The organism is Vibrio crassostreae (genome assembly GCF_041439375.1).
GTDB lineage: Bacteria > Pseudomonadota > Gammaproteobacteria > Enterobacterales > Vibrionaceae > Vibrio > Vibrio crassostreae_D.
The window spans coordinates 39,367-59,006 of the sequence record NZ_JBGONY010000011.1 but is presented as its reverse complement, the minus strand read 5'-3'; the positions used below and the strand labels follow the sequence as shown (position 1 = coordinate 59,006).

Below are 19,640 nucleotides of genomic sequence, written 5' to 3'. Positions count from 1 at the left end.
CACCTGACTGAAATAGGGGGTGCGAAGTACAGTGACTTGCAGGGGTTGAATACGTTTTTCATGCTATAAGAGGGCATTCGAATGTGAGGTTGATGTCCATTTAAATCCTGTCCAAAGTACTGCTTTATGCAAAGCAGGTATCCGCAATAAAAACGTGTGATTTTGTTTAATGGTTGAGCAGGCTACCCGAGGTGAGTGGTCGATACAATGCTCCCAGAGACCACTATGATCTGTTCAGACCAGATGATTTTTCTGAACTTTTGTTTTTTGTATTTTTAATGGAATTAACTTATTGATAATTAATGAGTATGGGTGGTTTTTTAGTGTTTATACTCTATATTTTGACTTAGTGAGATCTATGTCAGATTTTTGTAAGTAACATTTAATAGATGCCTGTTCCATAAGGTGGAGTGTGATCTGTGTTTTAATTTGTTATTATTTTAAAAGTTAGTTTTAAGTCCCTATATGAAGGGTGTTTCCTGCGCAGATTCTCTATGTTTATCTCAAATCATAGGTGAGTTAAATTTGTTCGTTTTGATGTTTTTTTGATAAGTGGTTTGAAGAAGTGAGCGTGAGTAAATTGGAAAACCCAGTGGTTGATTTGTGGCTATGTTCTTTGAGTGATTTGCGTGATGATATCGGCAGTAAGTCACACCTCAAACAGACACTTACGGCCGATGAAATAGCGAAAGTCGAGCGTTATCGAGTGCCCTCATCTCAAGTTCAAGCTCTGTATGTTCGTAACTACCTAAGAAAGGTGTTGTCGAGCTATTCTGATTTAATGCCTGAAGCGTGGCGGTTTGAATATGGTGAGAAAGGAAAGCCAAGTTTAGTCGCCGAACAGCAACTCAAGACGGGGTTAAATTTCAATATCAGTCATAGCAAAGAACATTTGTTAGTCGCGGTTTGCCAGAGAGAAGGGAAGCGAGTTCAACTGGGTGTCGATATCGAACATACAAGAAGCTCGACCAATATCGATTCGATCATGAAGCACTATTTTTCAGATAAGGAATTGGCGGATTTACTTAAACTTAGTAAAGAGCTGCAGAGAGAGCGCTTTTTCGATCTATGGGCGCTGAAGGAGTCGTACATCAAAGCGACGGGCAGGGGGCTAGCCACATCGTTGCGAAGCTTTTCGTTTGATTTCTCCAATCTGACGGAGCAAACATTGCCAATTCACCCTTCGAATTTTCAACCAAAGTTGCAGGATGAAATTAGATTACACGGTGAAATCATCGTATATAACGGAGTTGGGTTGAATTTGGACGCTTCTGAAGACCCCCTTTCTACAGATTGGCAATGTTGCTTGGGCCGATTAGATGACCAATACCGTTTTGCGGTGACTCTTGGTGGAAATTTGCTACCTATGCAGATAGAGATGAGAACCTTTTCGTCGTCTCATCTCTTCTAATCTAGTTTGGTGAGACGAAGTTAGCTCGACTCTCCAAGCATCGCTTTTAATACTTCAGCAGGCACTGGCTGCAGTTGCTTATCTTTATCAAGACAGACCATTTCAATATCACCAATCACGGCAGGCTTAGTGGCATTTTTACGCCAAACCTCTTGTCGCCATAAGGTTTTGTATTTTCCATCGAGTTCAAAAGAGGTTCGGATGTCGCAGATCTCAGCGAACTCGACCCCATCTTGGAAAGTCATGTTGGCTTTATACACCGCAAAACCCAGTCCATGCTCATTCCACAACTCCGCCAGCTTATCGCTACCCAAGACATGCTCGCGCGCGCGCTCGAAGTATTTAAGAAAGTTAGGGTGATAAACCACACCAGAGTGATCGGTATCTTCATAGTAAATTTGTACTGGGTGATGGTAGATCTGACTCATTGGTATCAACTCTTATTAAGTGTAAATCTGACTAAGTTGTGCAGCACTCTACAGGATAGGTCGAAATTACTTCAAGACATCATCGACTATCGAGCTTTTGGTCAGACCTCATTCGGCCTTATTCATTACTAATACGTTGGTCAGCTTCCACCCATTTGCAAATATTCTATGTGTCATTTTCCACCCATTAACTCTTACCGCGAGTTCGCGACTACTGCAGATAGAACTGATGAAGCCTTATGGTTAAAGGGTTGTTAATGGTTTGTGTCAATATGGCACGCTAATTGCCTTAGTGAAAGCACGCAGTTCCCATTGAAGGGCTGCTTTGTTTACTAAGGAGAATAATAATGTTTAAGCCTCTTACCCTGCTGTCTGTATCTGCTCTGGCACTCACCAGTTTTAATGCTGCTGCAAACTGTGACCCAGGTGAAATCGTGATTAAATTCAGTCATGTAACCAATACGGATAAGCACCCGAAAGGCATCGCTGCTTCTCTACTTGAAGAGCGAGTAAACACGGAAATGAATGGTAAAGCTTGTATGCAAGTTTTCCCTAACTCGACGCTTTACGATGATAACAAGGTACTGGAAGCCCTGTTAAATGGTGATGTTCAAATGGCGGCACCTTCGTTGTCTAAATTTGAGAAGTTCACTAAGAAATACCGCATTTTTGACCTTCCGTTCCTGTTTGAAGATGTAGAAGCCGTTGACCGTTTCCAAAATTCAGAATCTGGTGAAAAGCTGAAGAACGCAATGAAGCGTCGTGGTCTTCAAGGTTTGGCATTCTGGCACAATGGGATGAAGCAGATGTCTGCGAACAAGCCACTACTAACCCCTGCAGATGCAGAAGGTTTGAAGTTCCGTGTTCAAGCGTCAGACGTATTGGTAGCTCAGTTTGAGCAGTTAGGTGCTAACCCTCAGAAAATGTCGTTCAAAGAAGTATACGGCGGCCTGCAAACTAAGGTTATCGATGGTCAAGAGAACACTTGGTCAAACATCTACGGTAAGAAGTTCTTCGAAGTACAAGACGGCGTGACTGAAACCAATCACGGCATTTTGGATTACCTAGTGGTAACGTCAAACGACTTCTGGAAAGACCTACCTGAAGATGTACGTACACAGCTTGGCACCATCGTCCAAGAAGTCTCTGAAACTCGTAACGCTGAATCTTCAAAAGTTAACCTAGCGAACAAAAACAACATCATCGAAGCTGGTGGTGAGGTTCGTACGTTGACGCCTGAACAGCGTCAAGCATGGGTAACAGCACTTCAACCAGTATGGAAGAAGTTTGAAAAAGACATCGGTTCAGATCTTATCGATGCAGCATTAGCTTCAAACCAATAACACCGCTATAGGGTGGCGGCTCCCTACCGCTGCCCTTTATTAAAACAATTATAAGCGGAGCATTTTATGGAACAGTCTCAAATGGAACAGTCTTTATTTTCCAAAGTCGGAAGAGTCACCGATTTAATTGAAGAGTCTTTAATAGCCTTCTTTCTGGGTGCAATGACCCTACTAACTTTTGCGAACGTGGTCTTTCGATACGCGTTCAACGACAACATTTTATGGGCATTGGAACTCACCGTATTCATGTTTGCATGGATGGTACTGGTTGGCGCTTCTTACGGCGTTAAAAAGCACTTTCACATTGGCGTTGATGTCATCATCAACCTTGCCCCTGAAAAGCTACGCAAAGTGTACGCGTTAATTGCCGTCACTAGCTGTCTTGCCTTTTCAATCTTACTTCTCATCGGTTCATGGAATTATTGGTACCCATTCGCGACTGATCGCGCATGGTATGAAACCGATGATATCCCAATGCCAGAGATGCTGCAGTTCTTAGCTGAGTGGCTGAATGAAGGTGAGCGATACGAGAAACTACCACGCTTTATCCCTTACATGGCATTGCCGATTGGTATGGCATTACTAACGTTCCGATTCATTCAAGTTGCTTACCAAGTTGTGACGGGCAAACTCGACCGCATGATTGCAGGTCATGAAGCCGAAGAAGAGTTGGATGCGTTGAAAGCGGATGTGCTTGCGGGTTCTGACGAAGACGCGACAGCAGTATTGGATTCGACTACGAACAACAAGACCAACGTGTCGGGTACAAAGCCTAACGGTAAGGAAGACTAATCATGGCAATGTTATTTCTATTTTTGATGGTAATTGCTTTTATGTTGGTCGGTGTGCCAATTGCGATTTCCTTAGGTTTATCAAGCATCTTGTTTTTGTTGATGCATTCAGATGCGTCATTGGCATCGGTCGCACAAACGCTGTTCAACGCCTTTGCTGGCCACTACACATTGTTAGCGATTCCTTTCTTTATCTTGGCCTCGAGCTTTATGTCTACTGGTGGCGTGGCGAAACGAATTATCCGCTTTGCTATCGCGATGGTAGGCTGGTTCCGCGGTGGCTTGGCGATGGCATCGGTTGTGGCATGTATGATGTTCGCAGCGTTGTCTGGCTCTTCACCTGCGACGGTAGTGGCGATCGGTAGTATCGTTATCGCAGGTATGATCAAAAACGGCTATTCGAAAGAGTTTGCTGCAGGGGTTATCTGTAATGCAGGTACTTTGGGTATTTTGATCCCGCCATCGATCGTAATGGTGGTATACGCGGCGGCAACCGATGTATCGGTAGGTCGTATGTTCCTTGGTGGCGTGATCCCGGGTTTGTTGGCGGGTGTGATGTTGATGATCGCTATCTACATTGCAGCACGCATTAAGAAGATTCCAGCGCAACCATTTGTGGGTTGGGGTGAGATGTTCGCAGCCGCTAAAGACGCAAGCTGGGGTTTGCTACTGATCGTCATCATTCTTGGTGGTATCTACGGTGGTATCTTTACCCCTACAGAAGCAGCAGCAGTAGCGGCGGTGTATGCCTTCTTTATTGCCAACTTTATCTATAAAGACATGGGGCCGTTTGCGGATAAGAGCAACACCAAGCCAGCGCTGGTTAAAGTGTTCCAAACCTTCTTCCATAAAGATACTAAAGACACACTCTATGATGCGGGTAAGCTGACGATCATGCTGTTGTTTATCATTGCTAATGCTCTGATTTTGAAGCACGTGCTGACAGAAGAACGTATTCCTCAGATGATTACCGAATCTATGCTATCGGCGGGCTTAGGGCCGATCACCTTCTTGATTGTGGTGAACGTACTGCTCTTGATTGGTGGTCAGTTCATGGAGCCATCAGGCCTTCTGATCATCGTTGCTCCGCTAGTATTCCCAATTGCTATAGCACTCGGTATTGACCCAATTCACCTTGGTATCATGATGGTGGTGAACATGGAAATAGGGATGATAACACCGCCAGTGGGACTCAACTTGTTTGTAACTGCAGGGGTTGCCAAGATGTCGATGATGAATGTGGTCAAAGCGGCGCTGCCTTGGGTTGGCGTAATGTTCCTGTTCTTGATAATCGTCACTTACGTGCCTTGGGTATCGACATGGTTACCAACCACCTTGATGGGACCGGAGATCATAACCAAGTAGTTGCTTGAACGTTTCATTGACATGGCATTCAATCCATAAAAAATGAGGAGGTCTTTAGACCTCCTCATTTATGTGTCTTCCTCGCTTAACATGAGGATTGATCTGTTCGTATAGTGCTCTTTTCGCTTCCAATTCCGGCGTGTTTAAGTCGAGATGTTCATCGGTATAGTAAATGCCATCTATCTCGAAAGTGTCGCTAATCGAAGGAACTCTAGTTTTCTCACCCATAGCCATATCCTTATTATACTTATTGCATAGCATCCTGTTATTGAAATAAGTATAGGTGATCTTGCTCGCAAATCTAATTTAGTTTGGTTCCACCTTAAATGACTCTTTAGATAGCTGATGTTTTTGCATCTTATCGTAGAGTGTTTTTCTTGGTAGCTGCAGCCTTTCCATTGTCTCTTTGATACTACCGTTACATTCGATAAGTACTTGCTTTAAAGTGTTTTTTTCAAATTCTGATACTAACTCGGCCAAAGACATTTCTTGGGCGGTTGTATTAGCGTTATCTGATAGGTGAGAAAGCTTACCTAAAAGGACAAAACGTTCTGCAGTGTTACGTAATTCACGCACATTTCCTGGCCAATCATGCGCTAAAAGGGTGTGTAGTTCGGCTTGTGGAAGAGCTGGGGCAGTTTTGCCATAGCGAGCGGCAGCGACCAACAAGAAGTGATGGAACAGGGCTGGGATATCTTCTTGTCGGCTTCTTAACGGCGGTAAATCTAGGGTCACTACATTGAGTCGATAATAGAGATCTTGGCGGAAAGTACCTTCTTCAGCGGCTTTCTTTAGGTCAATTTTAGTTGCCGCAATTACTCGAATGTCTAGCGGGACTAAACCATTAGACCCAACCCTTTCGATGACGCGTTCCTGCAATACACGCAGCAAACGAATTTGTGCCTGCATCGGCATGGACTCAATTTCATCTAAGAATAGAGTTCCGCCTTGAGCAAATTCAAATTTACCCACTCGTTTGCTTTCTGCGCCAGTGAATGCACCTTTCTCATGACCATACAGCTCACTCTCAATCAGGTTTTCGGGGACCGCACCGCAATTGACTGCGACGAAGTTTTGTTCTCGTCTGCTGCTTTGTTCATGTAAAGAGCGTGCGACCAACTCTTTGCCTGTACCTGTTTCGCCAAATAACAAAATATCTGCGTTGGTGTCGGCAACGTGAGTGATGATAGACCGCAGCTCCGTCATTGATTGCGTGTCACCAATGATTCTTGGGCCGAGCGCTTGGCTGGCCTTAAGTGAACGTTTTAATTCAAGGTTCTCAAGGGTGAGTTGACGTTTTTCTATCGCTCGTTTGGTGGTTTCGATTAGGCGCTCATTGGCGAAAGGTTTTTCGATGAAGTCGTAAGCGCCGTATTGGATTGCTTGAACGGCCATTGAAATATCGCCGTGACCAGTAATCATAATAACGGGGATCTCTTTGTCCTTGTGCATCACGGTGTTGAGCAAATCATGCCCGGAAAGACCCGGTAAACAGATATCAGTGATGATCACGTGAGGTAAGCCGTTTTCTTGAATCGCGAGCAGAGCAGACTCCGCATCGGGAAAGAATTCGGCATCAATGTCGGCGAGCTCGAAGCTCTGTTCAATCGCCATTCTTAGATCGGATTCATCATCAATGAAATAGACGTGACACATAGTGATTCCTTTACTTCTTTGTATTCTGGTTATTGCTGAGTTTTTGCTTGCTATTCTTGTTCAACAAGGGGCAACTCTATGCTGAATCGAGCACCACCTTGAGGGCTTCTACCGGTAACGAGTTTGCCGTTTATTCCGCTGATTATTTGCTGAGAAATCGATAGCCCTAATCCAAGTCCGTTTTTCTTGGTGGTATGGAAGGGTTCAAAAAAGTTTCCGTTCGAAGGAGAGGTGAAACCGGGACCGTTATCATCGACATGAATCAGCAAGGTCTTGGCTTGTTGATGGTCGGACTCCCTAATCTCTAACAGAATAGCTAATAGTTTGTCGTCTTGTTGTTCCATCGCCTGAATTGCGTTGGTCAGCAGGTTAATGATCACCTGTTCCAGTTGAATGGCGTTGGCGAGCACGCAAGCATCAAAGGTCTCAGGGAGTTCGTTGACCTTAACTCGTTCACTCTTGAGTTGTGGCTTCATCAACTCCCTAGATGAATGCAATACGGGGAGGATCTGTAATATGTGTAGTTCTTCCGCTGTCGACTTTTTAGCAAAGGAGCGAAGCTGTTGACTAATTTTCGCCATGCGGTCGGTGAGCGATGAAATACGCGATAAGTTGTCATCGACACGATCTGTTTTCTCTTTGGCTAGAAACAGTCGGCCATTGTCAGCATAACTACGAATCGCAGCGAGTGGATTATTCAATTCATGACTAATACTTGCTGACATCTGGCCTAATACCGCCAGTTTTGCCGCTTGGATGAGCTCGTCTTGGGTGTGTCTGAGTACCCGCTCGGTTTCGATACGTTGCTTGATCTCTACGTGTAGCTCAGAGGTTCTTTCGAGTACTTGAAATTCTAGCTTCTGGTTAGCTTCTGACTGCAACCTATCGATCTGGGCGCGTCGGTGTTGACGGTGCAGATTAAGTTGAATGACCAGATAAATGATTGCAAAGACCAAGCTCAGTACCACCATATAGGCGACCAAGTCCCACCAAACCAAGTGGGTGGGAGAGAATACCCTGACCGTTAATCCAGGATCTGGTAGAAAGCGTGAAGAGGTGAAAAACTTCTCTTTAACTAACGGGTGAGATGAACGAATGCTGCTAGTTGCGCCCTCTAGATCTCCAGAGAAGTGGAGGCTTTCAATGTGGGTATCGAGGTATTGCTGATTTTCGCGAATGCGAGCTTGTTGTGTATCATCGATAGGCTCAAGACTTTTGAATAGCCATTCAGGATTGCTAGACATAAAAATAATCTGGTCTTTATCATCCGCGACAAAAAAACTCTGTTTACCTTGCCAGCTTGCTTCAATCGAAGATAAATCCATTTTTACCACAATTACGCCAATGATTTCAGCAGCATAAGAGACCGGGTAAGAGTAATAGTAGCCTCTCTTTCCTGAAGTTGAACCTAAAGCGAAGTACTGCTTTTCATGTCCTTGAATAGCTTGTTGGTAATAAGGACGGAAGGCAAAGTTACGCCCGACAAACGAGTGCTTTAGGTTCCAATTACTGGCTGCGATGGTGGTACCGATACTGTCTAGTAGGTAGGTGTCGGATGCTTGAATCACCGAGTTTACGTGCTCTAGATAACGATTAGTGAGTTCGATTTGCGCAGAGTTACTTGGAGAGTGCAGGGCATCGACCAGCTCTTTGTCTTTTGAAAGCAGTTCTGGAATGTGCGCGAACTTGTCCAATTGACTTGAAATATGAACTGAAAAACGGTCTAGCTTAGATTGATGATCATTTAACAAACTTTCATGGCTTGTGCTCCACACCCAATGACCGCCAAACACCATCAGTAAACTGTATGTGACCATTAATAGTATTGGGATTCTAAAAGCTTGAAACATGAAGGCTCTCCGCTAATTTCTTTGGTAAACAATCAAGCCTGTCTTCTCTCGTTTATGGTAGCAAATAGCGGTAGTTTTTGCTGAAAGCAGAGAGTGAACAGATGGGTGTAGGTTAAGGGTTTGTAACGGGGATTGTTGAAAAAGTTATCGACTCTGAGGGGTAAAACAAGAGCAAGATCTCTTTTTAAGGTTTTTAGCAAAAAAAGCCCTCGATTCCCTTGAAAAAGTCGCTATTGTCCCCATTTCTGTTGTGCTAAGTGATGATTTGATCGTTTTTGTATCACTTAGTTGGACGAATTTAGAGCATTCATCATCATGCAGAGGTGAACGGCTCGACAGAGATTAAACAGATCGCTAGAATGTCGCGTCTAAAATTTCTGTCCTGAGGCTAATCGGAGATACCTTTCTTGTTTCTGAAAACAAGCTTTATTGCGTTTTAATCGACGTGTGAAGAACGAAGATATCGCTGATTAGTCTGGTGTTTGGTTGAATAATCAATTCAGACATCAATGCTCGATTTTAAATTAGGTGTTCGGATAGAGCACTACACAAGGATGCAGCCAACAACGTCGGCTTTTGAATTAAAGCTAAGTTACGGCTCATATGCTCAGATTACTGAGCCAGTTTTGAGGTTTATATAATGCAAGTTACTGTTGAAACGCTAGAAGGCCTAGAGCGCCGTCTTAATATTACTGTTCCTGCTGCTAACATCGAAGATGCAGTTACAGCTGAACTACGCAACATCGCGAAAAACCGTCGTTTCGATGGTTTCCGTAAAGGCAAAGTGCCGATGAAGATGGTTGCTAAAATGTACGGCAAAGCAGTACGTCAAGACGTGATGGGCGAAGTAATGCAACGTCACTTCATCGAAGCGATCGTTAAAGAGAAAATCAACCCAGCTGGCGCTCCAACTTTCGCACCAGTTGAAAACAACGAAGGCGCTGACCTAGTATTCAACGCAACTTTTGAAGTTTACCCAGAAGTTGAGCTGAAAGGTCTAGAAAACATCACTGTTGAGAAACCAGCAGTAGAAGTTAAAGAAGCTGACGTTGAAGAGATGATCGAAACTCTACGTAAGCAACAAGCGACTTGGACTGAAGTTGAAGCTGCTGCTGACGCTGGTTCTCGTGCAACTATCGACTTCGTTGGTTCTATCGACGGTGAAGAGTTTGAAGGCGGCAAAGCTGAGAACTTCCCACTAGAGATGGGCGCTGGTCGCATGATCCCTGGCTTCGAAGACGGTATCGTTGGTAAAACAGCAGGTATGGAATTCGAAATCGACGTAAACTTCCCAGAAGATTACCACGCTGAAAACCTAAAAGGTAAAGCAGCTAAGTTCTCTATCAAGCTGAACAAAGTTGAAGCTCGTGAACTTCCAGAACTAAACGAAGAATTCGTTTCTAAGTTCGGTGCTGCTGACGGCGTTGAAGGTCTTAAAGCTGAAGTTCGTAAGAACATGGAGCGTGAGCTTAAGCAAGCTGTTAAGAACCGCATCAAAGAGCAAGCTATCGACGGTCTAGTTAACGAAAACAACATCGACGTACCTTCTGCTCTTATCGATCAAGAAATCGGTGTTCTACGTCAACAAGCTGCTCAACGTTTCGGTGGCAACACTGAAGCTGCTGACCAACTTCCACGTGAGCTGTTCGAAGAGCAAGCTAAACGTCGCGTAGTTGTAGGTCTTCTTCTTGGTGAAGTAATCAAGACTGAAGAGCTAAAAGCTGACGACGAGAAAGTTAAAGCTATCATCGAAGAGATGGCTACAGCATACGAAGATCCAACAGAAGTTATTGCTTACTACGAGCAAAACGAGCAAATGATGAACAACATGCGCAATGTTGCTCTAGAAGAGCAAGCTATTGATGCAATCATCGCTAAAGCTCAAGTTTCTGATAAAGAAGTTAGCTTCAACGAGCTAATGAATCAGCAACCTGCTTAATATAGTAATATCTGACGTAGAAGGTTGACGTACGGTCAACAATTCTGCTAACAATGGTCCGTATGATTTAATCATTCGGGCCATTTATTTTAGGGACATAAGAATATGAGCTACCAAGAAAAAAATACAATGCCATCGATTATGGACGCACTAGTTCCTATGGTGGTTGAACAGACTTCCCGTGGTGAACGTTCTTACGATATTTATTCTCGTCTATTAAAAGAACGTATCATTTTCTTAACAGGTCAAGTGGAAGACCACATGGCAAATCTTGTCGTGGCTCAACTGCTTTTCTTGGAATCAGAAAACCCAGACAAAGATATCTATCTTTACATCAACTCACCTGGCGGTAGCGTAACAGCAGGCATGTCTATCTACGACACAATGCAGTTCATCAAGCCAAACGTGAGCACAGTATGTATGGGTCAAGCTTGCTCTATGGGTGCATTCTTACTAGCGGGTGGTACTCCTGGTAAGCGTCACGTGCTTCCAAACTCACGTGTAATGATTCACCAGCCACTTGGCGGCTTCCAAGGCCAAGCGTCTGATATTCAAATTCACGCGCAAGAGATCCTAACGATCAAACAAAAGCTAAACAAACTATTGGCAGAGCACACGGGTCAGCCTCTAGAAGTTGTTGAGCGCGATACAGATCGTGATAACTTCATGTCTGCTGATCAAGCAGTAGAATACGGCTTAGTGGATTCAGTTCTTAATCACCGCGGTCAATAATTGCAGGGCAATTGTTTAACGCAAAGTGATTCAAATTGATATACACTCAAGCATAGAGAGTTAAGGCTAAGAGGTTAGCGAATGACAGATAAAAGCAAAGAGGGTGGTAGCGGTAAACTGCTTTACTGCTCTTTCTGTGGCAAAAGCCAACACGAAGTTCGCAAGTTAATCGCAGGTCCTTCTGTTTACATTTGTGATGAATGTGTCGATCTTTGTAACGACATTATTCGTGAAGAAATTAAAGATGTTCTTCCTAAGAAAGAATCGGAATCGCTGCCAACGCCGCGTGAGATTCGTGAGCATCTTGACGACTATGTAATCGGTCAAGAATACGCGAAGAAAGTGCTAGCAGTTGCAGTTTATAACCACTACAAGCGTTTACGTAATGGTGACACGACAGCTGAAGGCGTAGAGCTAGGTAAGAGTAACATTCTTCTTATCGGTCCTACTGGTAGTGGTAAAACACTACTTGCTGAAACATTGGCTCGTTTCCTAGACGTTCCTTTCACTATGGCTGATGCAACAACACTAACCGAAGCGGGTTACGTGGGCGAAGATGTTGAAAACATCATCCAGAAGTTGCTTCAGAAATGTGATTACGACGTAGCGAAAGCGGAACGCGGCATTGTTTACATCGATGAAATCGACAAGATTTCTCGTAAAGCTGAAAACCCATCAATCACGCGTGACGTGTCTGGTGAAGGTGTACAGCAAGCTCTACTAAAACTTGTTGAAGGTACAGTTGCTTCAGTTCCACCTCAAGGTGGTCGTAAGCATCCACAGCAAGAGTTCTTGCAAGTGGACACGTCTAAGATCCTATTTATCTGTGGTGGTGCGTTTGCAGGCCTAGATAAAGTGATTGAACAACGTGTAGAAACAGGTTCAGGTATCGGCTTTGGCGCAGAAGTGCGTTCAAAAGACGAAACCAAAACTATCGGTGAATTGTTCACTCAAGTAGAACCTGAAGATCTAGTGAAGTATGGTCTGATTCCAGAATTCATTGGTCGTCTACCTGTGACAACAACACTGACAGAGCTTGATGAAGAAGCGCTAATCCAAATCCTATGTGAGCCAAAGAATGCACTGACAAAACAGTACGCAGCATTATTTGAGCTTGAGGATACAGAATTAGAATTCCGTGAAGACGCCCTACGTGCAATTGCTAAGAAAGCAATGAACCGTAAAACAGGCGCTCGTGGTCTACGTTCTATCTTGGAGGGTGTTCTACTAGAAACTATGTACGAACTGCCATCTTCAACTGATGTAAGCAAGGTTGTGATTGATGAGTCGGTAATTAATGGTGAGTCAGAACCACTATTGATTTACAGCAACTCAGATAACCAAGCAGCTGTTGCAGAGTAGGTCTTTTTTAGACAAGTCACTCAAATTGAAAAAGGAGGTAAGCAATTACCTCCTTTTTTTTATTCTTCCATTGAATCCAGTCGTTTAAGCCCCATATACTGCTTTATAAGTTAAAGCGGAAGAGAGAAATATATGAACTTGGAACGTTCCGAGCGTATCGAAATCCCCGTGCTACCTCTACGTGATGTAGTGGTTTACCCACACATGGTTATTCCATTGTTTGTTGGTCGTGAAAAATCGATTACATGCCTTGAATCGGCAATGGAAGCTAACAAACAAGTACTACTTGTAGCGCAGAAAGAAGCGGACACTGATGAGCCTTCAATCGACGATCTATTTAACGTAGGTACAGTCGCTACCATTCTTCAGTTACTAAAGCTCCCTGATGGTACTGTCAAAGTACTTGTTGAAGGTCAGCAGCGTGCAAAAATTCACCAATTCAAAGAAAGTGAGTTCTTCTTAGCGGATGCCGAATACGTTGTTACCTCAGAACTTGACGAAAAAGAACAAGAAGTGGTTGTTCGCAGTGCGATTAATCAATTCGAAGGCTTTATTAAGCTAAACAAAAAAATTCCACCAGAGGTTCTAACATCTCTTAACGGTATTGATGAGGCGGCTCGCCTAGCTGATACTATTGCTGCGCACATGCCACTTAAGCTGGTAGACAAGCAGCACGTTCTAGAAATCTTAGATGTGACTGAACGTCTGGAGTTCTTGATGGGCCAAATGGAGTCAGAAATTGACATCCTGCAAGTTGAAAAACGCATCCGTGGCCGCGTTAAGAAGCAGATGGAAAAATCTCAGCGCGAGTACTACCTGAATGAGCAAATGAAAGCGATTCAGAAAGAACTTGGCGAGATGGACGATGCACCTGATGAATTCGAGACTCTGAAGAAGAAGATCGAAGAGTCAAAAATGCCTCAAGAAGCTCGTGAAAAAACCGAGCAAGAACTGCAAAAACTGAAAATGATGTCGCCAATGTCTGCTGAAGCAACAGTAGTACGTAGCTACATTGATTGGATGGTGGGCGTTCCTTGGGCTAAGCGTTCAAAAGTTAAAAAGAATCTAGCGAAAGCGGAAGAGATCTTAAACGAAGATCACTACGGCTTAGAGCGTGTTAAAGAACGTATTCTTGAATACTTGGCAGTACAAAACCGTATCAACAAGTTAAAAGGCCCGATCCTTTGTCTTGTAGGTCCTCCTGGTGTAGGTAAAACCTCGCTAGGTCGTTCGATTGCTGCGGCAACGGGTCGTAAGTACACACGTATGGCACTAGGTGGCGTTCGTGATGAAGCTGAGATTCGTGGTCACCGTCGTACGTACATCGGTTCACTTCCGGGTAAATTAATCCAGAAGATGTCTAAAGTTGGCGTTAAGAACCCACTGTTCCTATTAGATGAAATCGATAAGATGTCTTCTGATATGCGTGGCGACCCATCTTCAGCGCTTCTAGAAGTACTAGATCCAGAACAAAACAACGCATTTAACGATCACTACCTAGAAGTCGATTACGATCTATCTGATGTGATGTTTGTTGCAACGTCTAACTCGATGGACATCCCTGGCCCACTATTGGACCGTATGGAAGTGATTCGCCTGTCTGGTTACACAGAAGATGAAAAGCTGAACATCGCTAAGAGCCACCTATTGGACAAGCAAGTTCAACGCAACGGTCTTAAGCCTCATGAAATTGAGATTGAAGACTCTGCAATCATCGGCATTATCCGTTACTACACGCGTGAAGCGGGTGTACGTAGCCTAGAGCGTGAAATCTCTAAGATCTGTCGTAAAGCAGTGAAGAACATCTTGCTAGACAGCGACCTTAAGTCTGTAACGGTTAATATTGATAACCTGAAAGAGTACTTAGGCGTTCAACGTCATGACTTCGGTAAAGCGGATGAAAGTAACCGTATTGGTCAAGTGACTGGTTTAGCTTGGACTCAAGTTGGTGGTGATCTACTGACTATCGAAACTGAAGCAATGCCGGGTAAAGGTAAGCTAACGCAAACCGGTTCACTTGGTGATGTGATGAAAGAATCGATTCAAGCGGCAATGACCGTGGTTCGTTCTCGTGCAGAAAAACTGGGTATTAACTCAGATTTCTATGAGAAACGCGATATTCACGTTCACGTACCAGAAGGTGCTACACCGAAAGATGGCCCGAGTGCGGGTATCGCAATGTGTACTGCATTAGTGTCTAGCTTGACGGGTAACCCTGTTAAAGCTGAGGTCGGTATGACAGGTGAAATTACCCTTCGTGGTGAAGTTTTACCTATCGGTGGCTTGAAAGAAAAACTGCTTGCAGCACACCGTGGCGGCATCAAAACTGTACTGATTCCTAAAGACAATGAGCGTGATTTGGAAGAGATTCCAGACAACGTAATCGCTGACTTGAAGGTGATCCCGGTTCAGTGGATTGATGAAGTACTCAAAGTAGCGCTAGAACGAGATCCGTCTGGGGTCGAGTTTGACGTGAAAAAATAGTGATGCATAGCAAAAATAAGTAAAGAATTACGCTGATAGGCCCGAAAAGGCTTGTCAGCGTTTTTTTTGGACGCTAAGTTATTGATCAAAGCGGCAGCCCTTTTGCAATAAGGCTTGCGGCTAAATTAAAACCAAAATGGAACGTACAGTCATCAAGAAGTAGTCACAGATGACACATAGGGGAAAAACAGTGAATAAAACACAACTAGTAGAATCAATCGCAGAAAACGCAGACATCTCTAAAGCTTCAGCTGGCCGCGCTCTAGACGCATTCATCGAAGCAGTTGGCACAACGCTACAATCAGGCGACCAAGTTGCACTTGTTGGCTTTGGTACTTTCAGTGTTCGTACTCGTGCTGCTCGTACAGGTCGTAACCCAAAAACTGGTGAAGAGATCCAAATCGCAGAAGCTAAAGTACCTGGCTTCAAAGCGGGTAAAGCACTTAAAGACGCATGTAACTAATTTCTACGGCTGAAACCTCGGTTTTGCGAGGGGAAGGCTGTAAAATGCGTTTACTGTTTGAAAAATGATGTTTCATTTTTAAACAGTATGTGTACAAAGCACATTGAACTTATTTAAATTATGCGCATCCTACTGATGCGCATTTCTTTTTCTGATAATATCGCGTGAATAGATTTTTATTTTGAAGCCAATGCTTCATATCCGGAGAGCACTTAAATTATGATGGATCGATTACGCGAAGGCGTGAATAGCATCGCGGTAAAAATTATCCTTGGGTTGATTATCCTGTCATTCGTATTCGCAGGTGTAGGCAGCTACATCACCGGTGGCGGTAACAACGCAGCAGCTAAAGTTGGCAACACAGAAATTGCTCGTGGTGAGTTCGAACAGGCTTACCAAAACGAACGTAATCGCATGCAGTCTCAACTTGGCGATTACTTCGCTCAAATGCTTGCAGACCCTGCATACGTAGAGTCTTTCCGTAAATCAGTACTTGATCGCATGATCAACGATGTACTGCTTGAGCAGCAAGCTGAGTCTTTAGGCCTACGAATCAGTGATTCTCAAATCCGTACCATGATTCTAGAAATGCCTCAGTTCCAAACAGCTGGTCAATTCGACCAAGAAGTTTACCAATCGGCATTACGTCGTGCAGGTTTCAGCGCAGAGAGCTTCGCTGAATACATGCGTCGTGACCTAATGCGCAACCAGCTTGTGACTGCACTTCAAGGCAGTGAATTCGTTCTTCAAGGTGAAATCGATACTCAGAGCAAGCTTATCGCACAAACTCGTGACATTCGCACAGTGACACTGTCTGTTGCTGACCTTGCGAAAGGCATCGAGCTAACTGACGAACAGATCGAACAGTACTACCAAGAGAACCCTGCAGCTTACACTCGTCCAGAGCAAGCGAAGGTATCTTACATTGAGCTTTCTGCTGAAGCACTTAAGTCTCAGCTTGAAGTAAGCGATGAAGAAGCGCAGAAGTACTACCAAGAGCACCTAGACAAGTACTCAACTGAAGAGCAACGTAAAGTTAGCCACATCTTAGTTCAAGGCGATGACGAAGCGAAAGCTCAGTCTATCCTAGACGAACTAAATGCAGGCGCTGATTTTGCTACGCTAGCGGAAGAGAAATCTGACGACTTCGGCAGTGCTGACGTTGGCGGTGACCTAGGTTGGATCGAACGTGATGTGATGGACCCAGCATTCGAAGACGCGGCTTTCGCTCTTGAGAATATTGGTGACACGACTGGTCTAGTTAAATCTGATTTCGGCTACCACATCATCAAGCTCGACGAACTAAAAGCGTCTCAAGCTCAGCCTTACACTGAAGTAGCGGCAGAGATTAAGCAAGAGCTTCTAGACCAGCACGCTGTAGACCAGTTCTACGAGCAACAAACTGAGCTAGAAAAAGTAGCGTTTGAATTCCCAGATTCTCTTGATGATTCTGCAGAAGCTATCAATGCGAAGATCACAACAACAGATTTCATCTCTCAAATTGACGCTCCAGAAGTTCTGATGACGCCTGCAGTTATGCAAGCTATCTTGAGCCCTGAAGTGAAAGAAGACGGTCTAAACTCTGAAGTTATCGAAGTGGCTCCTGAACACGTGATCGTTGTTCGTGTAGAAGAGACTCGCGACGAGACAGTTCTTCCTCTAGCTGAAGTGAAAGATCAAGTTGTCGCTGCATTGTCTGCTGTAAAAGCAGAAGAGCAAGCTGTTGAGCTAGGTGTTTCTCTAGTTAACGACCTTAAAGCTGGTAACGAAGCAGTGCTAGCGGACAACAACCTTGAGTTCACAGAGCTTGAAACGATTGACCGTAACTCTCCATTAGCAGCATCTGTATTCGCTCTAGCGAAACCAGAAGCAGGCCAAGCTGTGTTCGGTCAATCTAAAGACCAAGACGGTAACATCGTTGTTGTTGAGCTTTCTAAAGTAACGGCTGAAATTAACCCAGCTTACAGCACTCAAATTGGTGCACAATTGGAGCGAGTTGGCAACCAACAAGATCTGACGAACGTACTAAACGTACTTCGTAAAAACGCAGACGTTGAATATTACGTAGTGGGTCAAGGTCAGTAAGCTCAGGTTAGCTTGAGTTAGCTTAGCTCGGTAGTTAAGCCTGTTTGGTGACTGACTACCGAGAGTCAACATGCGATGGTTGTTGTTTTTGCAAATTAGGTTTATTCGATAAATCAGATTTGTGAGCTAACAAACGAACTGATGAAAACAAGATGTATAACAAAGCGGGTCACTTAGGTGGCCCGCTTTATTTTTGTCTGGTGATTGTGTTATCTAGCGCGGCAAATGCATAAGTTACCTTTTTTGAACAAAGGAACCGATTTATGCGCACGATATACTCAACATTACTTCTTTCATTTCTGATGCTTTTAAGCCCTGCCGTGTTTGCAGACAGCCCAACCAAGGCTGAGCTTTACGATGGCATTGAGATTACGGTTAACATCAACACAGCGACAGCAGAGGAGCTATCAGCACTACTGGTTGGTGTGGGTGACAAAAAAGCCCAAGAGATTGTCGACTATAGAGAGCAGAACGGTACGTTTACAACTGCTGATGACTTGGCGAGTGTGAAAGGGATAGGTGAAGCGACAGTTAAAAAGAACCGCGAAAGAATTCAACTTTGATCCGTTTCTTTATTGGTTAGGTATAAAACGATAGCTATGAAGCCCCCGGCCAGTGCACCTGCTAGGTGGGCTTCAATCGCGACACGAGCGTTAATCAGTTCACCAGTCGTACTAGAAGGGCCAATCAGCTGCTCCCAAGCGACTTTAGTGACTAATCCCAATACTAATAGCCAACTAGATTTCCTGCCGTTTAAAGCCTCTTTGAGCGCGAATAAGCCAAACAACCCATGCAAAGTGCCAGATAGGCCAACATAGATCTGAATACTCGAAAATAACAGAGCGACGCCAGTCGCTAAACTAATCACAAGCAAAGCAGCAACAAGCTGTTTTTTACTCGGTTGAAACAGATAGCTGATGATCCACAAGCCTGCTAGATTCATCAGAAGGTGTGAGTAGTTGGTATGTGAAAAGTTTCCTGTTAGGATTCGCCACCATTGCCCCTCGGCAATCGCATTGCTATCCCAAACGACCCAAGCTTGTATTGGCTCAAGTTGGAATAAGACGCATAAAAGTGAAGTGAAAATTAAAACAGGGTACACATTAAATCCATGTCTCGTTATTGCCCCCAATGCAGCAAGGCTTTGAAAGCTTGTATTTGTCAGTGGATTACACCACTCGAATCGAATGTTGAGCTTATCATTCTTCAGCACCCATCAGAAGAGCATCGTCCGATGGGAACAGCACGTATTCTCTCGTTATCTTTAAGTAACAGCGTGACGTTTGTCGGTGAAGACTTTTCAGACAATGAACAACTCAACGCATTGCTGGCCGATGAACAGTACCAACATGTGATTTTATACCCAAGTGAAAACTCTGTGTCTGTTGAGTCGGCAACATACCCAAGCAAGAAGTTACGTGTGATTTTATTGGATGGGACGTGGAAGAAAGCATTCAAGATGTGGCAAGTGTCGAGTAACTTGCATGCGTTGAACACGGTCCACTTACCAAAAGATCTCAAGGGTAATTATCGAATTCGCAAAGCACCCAGTGAAAACAGCCTTTCAACAGTTGAAGCTGGCTATCATTTGCTTAGCTTGTTAGAGCGTGATGGCGACTTTAGCCCGTTGCTTACGGCATTTGACCAAATGATTCAGTTTCAAATCAATCAAATGCCGGCGGGCGTGTTTGAGAAAAACTACTTAGATTAAAGCGTTTGAGTAGAGTGAGC

The 19,640-nt window shown here is 44.1% G+C and carries 16 protein-coding genes and 1 pseudogene; 13 read left to right on the top strand and 4 right to left on the bottom strand.

All coding sequences use genetic code 11. The features are described from left to right. Positions 1 to 580: 580 nt before the first annotated feature. Entirely contained in the window at positions 581 to 1,411 is an 831-nt protein-coding gene (locus tag ACED45_RS07225; protein WP_371713646.1) for a 4'-phosphopantetheinyl transferase family protein, read from the top strand. 20 nt (positions 1,412 to 1,431) lie between these two features. Here the strand turns inward: ACED45_RS07225 and ACED45_RS07220 are convergent, their stop codons facing one another. Beyond that, positions 1,432 to 1,839 carry a thioesterase family protein gene (locus tag ACED45_RS07220; protein ID WP_016795211.1) on the bottom strand — a complete coding sequence of 136 codons (408 nt, stop codon included), beginning with the start codon at positions 1,837 to 1,839 and terminating at the stop codon, positions 1,432 to 1,434. Between the two features lie 347 nt (positions 1,840 to 2,186). Between ACED45_RS07220 and ACED45_RS07215 the strand changes: the two genes are divergently transcribed. The 3 genes from ACED45_RS07215 (at position 2,187) to ACED45_RS07205 (ending at position 5,338) form a co-directional block, all read left to right on the top strand. Then, positions 2,187 to 3,182 (top strand): TRAP transporter substrate-binding protein, encoded by a 996-nt coding sequence (locus ACED45_RS07215; protein ID WP_061033666.1) that lies wholly within the window; start codon positions 2,187 to 2,189, stop codon positions 3,180 to 3,182. 66 nt (positions 3,183 to 3,248) lie between these two features. Continuing rightward, a complete protein-coding gene (locus ACED45_RS07210) occupies positions 3,249 to 3,974 on the top strand; it encodes a TRAP transporter small permease (protein WP_171732953.1) in 726 nt (241 codons plus the stop codon). A 2-nt stretch (positions 3,975 to 3,976) separates the two neighbouring features. Beyond that, positions 3,977 to 5,338, top strand: coding sequence for a TRAP transporter large permease (locus tag ACED45_RS07205; RefSeq protein WP_008218377.1), 1,362 nt, complete (start codon positions 3,977 to 3,979; stop codon positions 5,336 to 5,338). Between the two features lie 306 nt (positions 5,339 to 5,644). Here ACED45_RS07205 and ACED45_RS07200 read toward each other — a convergent pair whose 3' ends face one another. Then, positions 5,645 to 6,994 (bottom strand): sigma-54-dependent transcriptional regulator, encoded by a 1,350-nt coding sequence (locus tag ACED45_RS07200; protein ID WP_371713629.1) that lies wholly within the window; start codon positions 6,992 to 6,994, stop codon positions 5,645 to 5,647. Between the two features lie 50 nt (positions 6,995 to 7,044). Continuing rightward, complete coding sequence (locus ACED45_RS07195) at positions 7,045 to 8,844, bottom strand: sensor histidine kinase (RefSeq protein WP_371713628.1); 1,800 nt, start codon at positions 8,842 to 8,844, stop codon at positions 7,045 to 7,047. 163 nt (positions 8,845 to 9,007) lie between these two features. Between ACED45_RS07195 and ACED45_RS07190 the strand changes: the two are divergent. The 8 genes and pseudogenes from ACED45_RS07190 to ACED45_RS07155 all read left to right on the top strand — a co-directional run. After that, a pseudogene (locus tag ACED45_RS07190) lies at positions 9,008 to 9,190 on the top strand (hypothetical protein); the annotation flags it as partial. A gap of 294 nt (positions 9,191 to 9,484) precedes the next feature. After that, positions 9,485 to 10,783 carry a trigger factor gene (gene tig, locus ACED45_RS07185; protein ID WP_017106221.1) on the top strand — a complete coding sequence of 433 codons (1,299 nt, stop codon included), beginning with the start codon at positions 9,485 to 9,487 and terminating at the stop codon, positions 10,781 to 10,783. A gap of 105 nt (positions 10,784 to 10,888) precedes the next feature. Further along, positions 10,889 to 11,515 carry an ATP-dependent Clp endopeptidase proteolytic subunit ClpP gene (gene clpP, locus ACED45_RS07180; protein WP_004736080.1) on the top strand — a complete coding sequence of 209 codons (627 nt, stop codon included), beginning with the start codon at positions 10,889 to 10,891 and terminating at the stop codon, positions 11,513 to 11,515. A gap of 81 nt (positions 11,516 to 11,596) precedes the next feature. Continuing rightward, positions 11,597 to 12,877 carry an ATP-dependent protease ATP-binding subunit ClpX gene (gene clpX / locus ACED45_RS07175; protein WP_009847283.1) on the top strand — a complete coding sequence of 427 codons (1,281 nt, stop codon included), beginning with the start codon at positions 11,597 to 11,599 and terminating at the stop codon, positions 12,875 to 12,877. A gap of 132 nt (positions 12,878 to 13,009) precedes the next feature. Further along, positions 13,010 to 15,361: an endopeptidase La gene (gene lon / locus ACED45_RS07170; RefSeq protein ID WP_146491714.1), complete on the top strand. Its 2,352-nt coding sequence runs from the start codon at positions 13,010 to 13,012 to the stop codon at positions 15,359 to 15,361. Positions 15,362 to 15,530: 169 nt separating this feature from the next. Further along, positions 15,531 to 15,824, top strand: a complete 294-nt coding sequence (locus tag ACED45_RS07165; RefSeq protein ID WP_012604504.1) for an HU family DNA-binding protein — start codon at positions 15,531 to 15,533, stop codon at positions 15,822 to 15,824. 219 nt (positions 15,825 to 16,043) lie between these two features. Continuing rightward, the gene (gene ppiD, locus ACED45_RS07160; protein WP_371713627.1) at positions 16,044 to 17,909 is read left to right on the top strand and encodes a peptidylprolyl isomerase; all 1,866 of its coding nucleotides are present in this window, start codon (positions 16,044 to 16,046) and stop codon (positions 17,907 to 17,909) included. A gap of 263 nt (positions 17,910 to 18,172) precedes the next feature. Then, the gene (locus ACED45_RS07155) at positions 18,173 to 18,472 is read left to right on the top strand and encodes a ComEA family DNA-binding protein (RefSeq protein ID WP_327784087.1); all 300 of its coding nucleotides are present in this window, start codon (positions 18,173 to 18,175) and stop codon (positions 18,470 to 18,472) included. Here the strand turns inward: ACED45_RS07155 and rrtA are convergent. Continuing rightward, positions 18,463 to 19,011 carry a rhombosortase gene (gene rrtA, locus ACED45_RS07150; protein WP_146491717.1) on the bottom strand — a complete coding sequence of 183 codons (549 nt, stop codon included), beginning with the start codon at positions 19,009 to 19,011 and terminating at the stop codon, positions 18,463 to 18,465. The genes ACED45_RS07155 and rrtA overlap by 10 nt on opposite strands. Positions 19,012 to 19,020: 9 nt before the next feature. Between rrtA and ACED45_RS07145 the strand changes: the two genes are divergently transcribed. Further along, the gene (locus ACED45_RS07145; protein WP_146491718.1) at positions 19,021 to 19,620 is read left to right on the top strand and encodes a tRNA-uridine aminocarboxypropyltransferase; all 600 of its coding nucleotides are present in this window, start codon (positions 19,021 to 19,023) and stop codon (positions 19,618 to 19,620) included. Positions 19,621 to 19,640 lie beyond the last annotated feature (20 nt).

Coding starts and splice junctions, on each gene's coding strand:
- ACED45_RS07220 (WP_016795211.1), bottom strand. CDS start 1,839: ATGAGTCAGATCTACCATCACCCAGTACAAATTTACTATGAAGATACC.
- ACED45_RS07215 (WP_061033666.1), top strand. CDS start 2,187: ATGTTTAAGCCTCTTACCCTGCTGTCTGTATCTGCTCTGGCACTCACC.
- ACED45_RS07210 (WP_171732953.1), top strand. CDS start 3,249: ATGGAACAGTCTCAAATGGAACAGTCTTTATTTTCCAAAGTCGGAAGA.
- ACED45_RS07205 (WP_008218377.1), top strand. CDS start 3,977: ATGGCAATGTTATTTCTATTTTTGATGGTAATTGCTTTTATGTTGGTC.
- ACED45_RS07200 (WP_371713629.1), bottom strand. CDS start 6,994: ATGTGTCACGTCTATTTCATTGATGATGAATCCGATCTAAGAATGGCG.
- ACED45_RS07195 (WP_371713628.1), bottom strand. CDS start 8,844: ATGTTTCAAGCTTTTAGAATCCCAATACTATTAATGGTCACATACAGT.
- tig (WP_017106221.1), top strand. CDS start 9,485: ATGCAAGTTACTGTTGAAACGCTAGAAGGCCTAGAGCGCCGTCTTAAT.
- clpP (WP_004736080.1), top strand. CDS start 10,889: ATGAGCTACCAAGAAAAAAATACAATGCCATCGATTATGGACGCACTA.
- clpX (WP_009847283.1), top strand. CDS start 11,597: ATGACAGATAAAAGCAAAGAGGGTGGTAGCGGTAAACTGCTTTACTGC.
- lon (WP_146491714.1), top strand. CDS start 13,010: ATGAACTTGGAACGTTCCGAGCGTATCGAAATCCCCGTGCTACCTCTA.
- ACED45_RS07165 (WP_012604504.1), top strand. CDS start 15,531: ATGACACATAGGGGAAAAACAGTGAATAAAACACAACTAGTAGAATCA.
- ppiD (WP_371713627.1), top strand. CDS start 16,044: ATGATGGATCGATTACGCGAAGGCGTGAATAGCATCGCGGTAAAAATT.
- ACED45_RS07155 (WP_327784087.1), top strand. CDS start 18,173: ATGCGCACGATATACTCAACATTACTTCTTTCATTTCTGATGCTTTTA.
- ACED45_RS07145 (WP_146491718.1), top strand. CDS start 19,021: ATGTCTCGTTATTGCCCCCAATGCAGCAAGGCTTTGAAAGCTTGTATT.